Source organism: Novosphingobium sp., assembly GCF_030696665.1.
Lineage (GTDB): Bacteria > Pseudomonadota > Alphaproteobacteria > Sphingomonadales > Sphingomonadaceae > Novosphingobium.
This window is the reverse complement of record NZ_JAUYRV010000023.1, coordinates 1-4935: the sequence shown is the minus strand read 5'-3', so window position 1 is coordinate 4935 and position 4935 is coordinate 1. Positions and strand designations below refer to the sequence as shown.

General features: G+C 60.9%; 4 protein-coding genes. 2 read left to right on the top strand and 2 right to left on the bottom strand.

Annotation, left to right across the window (positions count from 1 at the left end):
* Positions 1–58: 58 nt before the first annotated feature.
* The gene (locus Q8R81_RS05390; RefSeq protein WP_305616420.1) at positions 59–397 is read right to left on the bottom strand and encodes a DUF1244 domain-containing protein; all 339 of its coding nucleotides are present in this window, start codon (positions 395–397) and stop codon (positions 59–61) included.
* A gap of 72 nt (positions 398–469) precedes the next feature.
* Here Q8R81_RS05390 and pyk point away from each other — a divergent pair, with 72 nt between their 5' ends.
* Complete coding sequence (gene pyk, locus Q8R81_RS05385) at positions 470–1915, top strand: pyruvate kinase (RefSeq protein WP_305616421.1); 1446 nt, start codon at positions 470–472, stop codon at positions 1913–1915.
* A 108-nt stretch (positions 1916–2023) separates the two neighbouring features.
* Positions 2024–4372 (top strand): TonB-dependent receptor, encoded by a 2349-nt coding sequence (locus Q8R81_RS05380; protein ID WP_305616419.1) that lies wholly within the window; start codon positions 2024–2026, stop codon positions 4370–4372.
* 140 nt (positions 4373–4512) lie between these two features.
* On the opposite strand, the gene Q8R81_RS18365 is transcribed toward Q8R81_RS05380, so the two are convergent.
* Positions 4513–4788 carry a diguanylate cyclase gene (locus Q8R81_RS18365; RefSeq protein ID WP_371135311.1) on the bottom strand — a complete coding sequence of 92 codons (276 nt, stop codon included), beginning with the start codon at positions 4786–4788 and terminating at the stop codon, positions 4513–4515.
* Positions 4789–4935 lie beyond the last annotated feature (147 nt).

The following is a 4935-nucleotide window of genomic DNA, read 5'->3' as shown; positions in this document are numbered from 1 at the left end:
CGGGCGGGGGAGCGGGCTGGTGCCGCAAGGAAGGCCTGGATGGGCCGTCCTCTCAAATTCAGTGCGTCCCGCCGTTCAGCTTCAGGCTCTCGTCCATGCGTGCCATCTGTTCTGGCGTCGCCTCGGTCTGGTAGGCGGCTTTCCATTCTTCGAACGGCATGCCGTGAATGACCGCGCGGGCAGCCGCCTTGTCGCCTTCAAAACCCGCATCGCGAATCCAGTCAGACAGGCAATTGCGGCAGAAACCGGCAAGGCCCATCAGTTCGATGTTTTCAGCATCGTGGCGCTTTTGCAGATGCTTCACCAACCGGCGGAACGCGGCGGCAGCAACGTCATCGGGCAGATTATCGATTGCATTCGTATCCACTGTAATCGTCCTTGGGTTTTGAAATGGCATAGGCCATAGCGCGCCTTGCGATTTTCATACAGGAGTACAAGCGCCGTGGCCAAGCTCGATCCACGTTCCAGCATGGTTCTGGGACGCAAGGTAAAGATTCTGGCGACAGTCGGACCTGCAAGCCGCGATCCCGAAATGCTGGAAAAGCTCTATCGCGCAGGCGCCGATGCCTTCCGCGTGAACATGAGCCACGGCGAACACGCGATCCACGCCGAAACCATCGCCAACATTCGCGCGCTTGAAAAGAAGGTGGATCGCCCCATCACCGTGCTGTGTGATCTGCAGGGGCCAAAGCTGCGCGTCGGCACGTTCAAGGAAGGCCGCGCGGTGATTCGTCACTCCGGGCATTTCACGCTCGACCGCAATCCCGAACCGGGCGACGAAAACCGCGTATGCCTGCCGCATCCCGAACTGTTCGGCGTGCTGCAAAAGGGCCAGCGCCTGCTCATCGACGATGGCAAGCTGCGGCTGAAGGTCATCCGCGCCGATGAGAACCAGATCCTGTGTTCGGCCGAAGTGGGCGGCGTGATTTCCGACCGCAAGGGCGTGAACGTGCCTGATGCCGTGGTGCCGGTGCCGGCGCTGACCGAGAAGGATCGGCGTGACCTGTCGTTCGCGGTGGAAAACGGTGCGGACTGGATTGCGCTGTCGTTTGTGCAGCGGCCCGAAGATGTGGCCGAGGCGCGCAAGTTGATGGGCGGATACGGCGCGCTGATGGCCAAGATCGAAAAGCCTGCCGCCATCTCGCGGCTGGAAGAGATCATCGAGCTGTCCGATGGCATCATGGTTGCTCGCGGGGACTTGGGCGTAGAGCTGAACCCTGAAGAAGTGCCGCCGCTGCAGAAGCGTATCGTGGAAAGCGCGCGGCGGCAGGGCAAGCCGGTGGTCGTGGCAACGCAAATGCTGGAATCGATGATCGAAACGCCAACGCCAACCCGCGCCGAAGTGTCCGACGTGGCCAATGCGGTCTATGATGGCGCGGATGCGGTGATGCTTTCGGCCGAAACCGCGGCGGGCGCATGGCCGGAAGAGGCGGTGACGATCATGCACCGTATCGCGGCGCAAGTGGAAGCCGATCCCGGCTATGCCGCGCGCGTCCACTTCATCGAAACGCTGCCCGATCCGACCACGGCAGACGCATTGGCGCAGGCTGCGGCGAGCATCGTCAACACGCTGCCGATTGCCGGGATCATCGTGTTCACCGGCTCGGGGTCAACCGCCCGCCGCGTCGCGCGTGAACGGCCTGCGGTGCCGATGCTGGTGCTCACTCCGTCGCAGAAGACTGCCCGCAAGGTGGGCCTGCTGTGGGGCGCGCACGCTGTCAGCACCAAGGACATCGGCAGCTTCGAGGAAATGATCGCCAAGGGCAAGCGCATGGCGCTGCGCCACGGGTTCGGCACTGCCGGGTCAAAGCTGGTGGCGCTGGCCGGGGTTCCCTTCGGCACGCCGGGGGCAACGAACCTGCTGCACGTGGTCACGCTGACCGGTGACGAGCTTGACCGCTACAGCCGGCAATAGTGCAAATAGGTCACACCTTCTTGTAAGATTTAATTGCTCGGTTGAAAACAGGTTGATCCTCACGCCGCATCGTCCATTTTCGCGCCCATAAAACAAAGGGAGCTGTGGATGCCGAAGAACTTTACGACCGCGCTGCGTGCAGGGTTTACGAGTGGATTGAGTGTAATTGCGCTGTTGGCACTGGGCGCGGGCGGTGCCCGTGCGCAGGAAGCGGATCAGGCGGATCAGCAGATGTCGTCAATCGACATGCTGAATGCCGACATCATCGTGACCGCCACCAAGAAGAAGGACGTTGAGAACGTCCAGGCGGTGCCGATGGCGATTACCGCGTTCAACGCGGATACGCTGCAGGCATTGCAGGTGCGCGATCTTCAGACGCTGACGTTCAGCGCGCCAAACGTCTCGCTCGATCAGGTTGGCACATCGCGCGGCACGGCCAACTTCTCGATCCGTGGCCTTGGCGTGAACAGCTCGATCCCCTCGATCGACCCGACCGTGGGCGTCTTCGTCGATGGCGTGTACATCGGCGTCAACGCTGGCCTTGTGTTCGATGTGTTCGACCTTGGCTCCATCGAAGTGGCGCGCGGGCCGCAGGGCATCCTTTACGGCCGCAACACCACCGGCGGCGCGGTGCTGATCAACACCGGCGATCCGACGGCGGACTTCCGTGGCAACTTCCGGGTGTTCTATGAAACCCCGGTCGATTCCGGGCGCGGTTCGGGCAACTTTGCCGCGCAGGCGGTGATTTCTGGCCCGCTGATCAAGGACAAGCTGAACTTCAAGCTGGGCGGCTACGTCAACAACGATCAGGGCTATTTCAAGAACCTGTTCGACGGCACCGATTTCGGCAAGGCCAGCACTGAAATCGTGCGCGGCGCTCTGGAATTCCTGCCTACCGATGCCATCCGCATGGTGGCCAAAGTGGAATACTTCACCAGCAATGGCGATGGCCCGGCAGGCCAGAACCGCGCGGTCTATGATCGGAACACGTTCAACTTCGCGGTCGACAATCGCGGATTCTATCGCAACGAAGCATGGTTTGCCACGCACAAGACCGAAATCGATATCGGCGATGGCCAGCTGACCAACATCTTCGGCTTCCGTGATTTCCAGTCGGCTACCAGCGGCGATATCGATGCGCTGCCGGTGTTCCGCTTCCATTCGGAAACGCAGTTCAACCAGCGCCAGTATTCGAACGAGCTGCGCTACAACGTGCGCCTCGGCAATCTTGATCTCACCACCGGCGGTTTCTGGTTCCAGCAGGATCTCGGCTATGACGAAATCCGCCGCTATCCAACCTTCATCAGCCCACTGACCCAGATCGGTGGCGGCAGGCAGGATCACGAAGTGCTCGGCCTGTTTGCTGCAGGCGATTATGACGTGACCGAAAAACTCACGCTGACCGCTGGCCTGCGCTGGTCGCGGGAAACCAAGGACGCAGCGGTCACCTATATCCGCCCGCGCCCGACCTGTTCCGTAGTCGCCGAGACTTGCCCAACGTCAGGCGTAAATCCGATCATCCGGACCGAAAACAACGGCTTTACCGACAAGCGCACCTGGGAAAACTGGAGCCCGAAAGTGGGCTTCCAGTATCGCTTCAACAACGATGCGCAGGTCTATGGCAACTGGTCGCGCGGCTTCCGTTCGGGCGGCTACAACTTCCGCATCACCAATGCCCGCGCGTTTGAACTGCTGGCAGGTGTGGGCGGGCCGAACCCGCAATACGCCTTTGATGAAGAGCAGGTCGACAGCTTCGAACTGGGCGTGAAGTACCGCTCGCCCGACCGCAAGCTGACGCTGAATCTTGCCGCATTCCGCACCGATGTGAAAAACATGCAGCGTGAGGTGAACGAGGGGTCGGCAGCAGGCGTTGCGCAATCGATCTTCAATACTGCCGATGCACGGATCGATGGCATTGAGGGTGAAGGCCGGTTTGCGGTGAACAGCAACATCCTGCTGACAGCCAACTTCGGTTATATCAAGGGACGCTACCGCAAGGTGCTGTTCGATCTGTCGAGCGACGGCGTGGTGAACGATGCCGACCGTCTTCTGGCCCTGCCGCGCCTGCCCAAGTGGACCTATGGTGCAGGCACCGTGCTGGATTTCCCGGTGGGTGATGACAAGAGCGTGATGGCCCGTGCGAACTACCAGTTCCGTGATCGGTTCGCCTATACCGATAACAACTTCGGCTGGATTTCATCGGCAGACAACCTCGATGCGTCGATCAGCTATCGTACCGGAGGGCTGACGTTCACGCTCTATGGCCGCAACCTGCTTGATCAGGTGCAGCATGGCGGCGATACGCAATTGGGCAGTGCAGCGGCGCAGATCCCCGTGTTCGGCGGTCCGCTGTCAACCGGGGTCAACCGGCCCTTTGCCGAAAATCCCGGGGTGGGCACGTTCTCGCCACTGGTGCGCGGTCGCGTGCTGGGCCTGGAAGTGAACGCCAACTTCTGATGCTGCCACAGGCCGGGCAGGCGCAAGTCTGCCCGGTCCGGCATGCCATAGGATGACGGAACTGAAGTTCACGCCGTTGTCGTCCTCCCGGGCTTGACGCGGGATGACGGAATAAAACGGCGAACTTCAGCTTCCGACCACTAGTGCGCCTTGGCCTTGATTGTCGCCAGCCGGGGTGCTTCGCGCCCGGCGCGCTTGTCCGATGCCATGACGCAGTTCTTTCCGGCTTTTTTCGCGGCATAGAGCGCGGCATCGGCGATGGGCAGAATGTCGGTTGCCGAGGTCGCCGTTTCGGGGACCGCCGCAACGCCCAGTGACGCGCCGATCGCACATTCGTGGCTGGCGCTGAGCGATTCGATGCGTTCGCGCAGGGCTTCGGCCTTGTCCAGCGCGTCTTCAAGTGAGCAATCTGGCAGGATTGCTACATATCCTGACAGTCAAGTATGCTGCGAGGCTTTTGCTTAATACATCACTCCCTACCTTTCAGGTAAGATGCGTATTCCCACTTGGGCTGGTTTTCGAGGCACGTCTGCTAAAAGCCCTTGCGGAAATTGAGTGCTTTT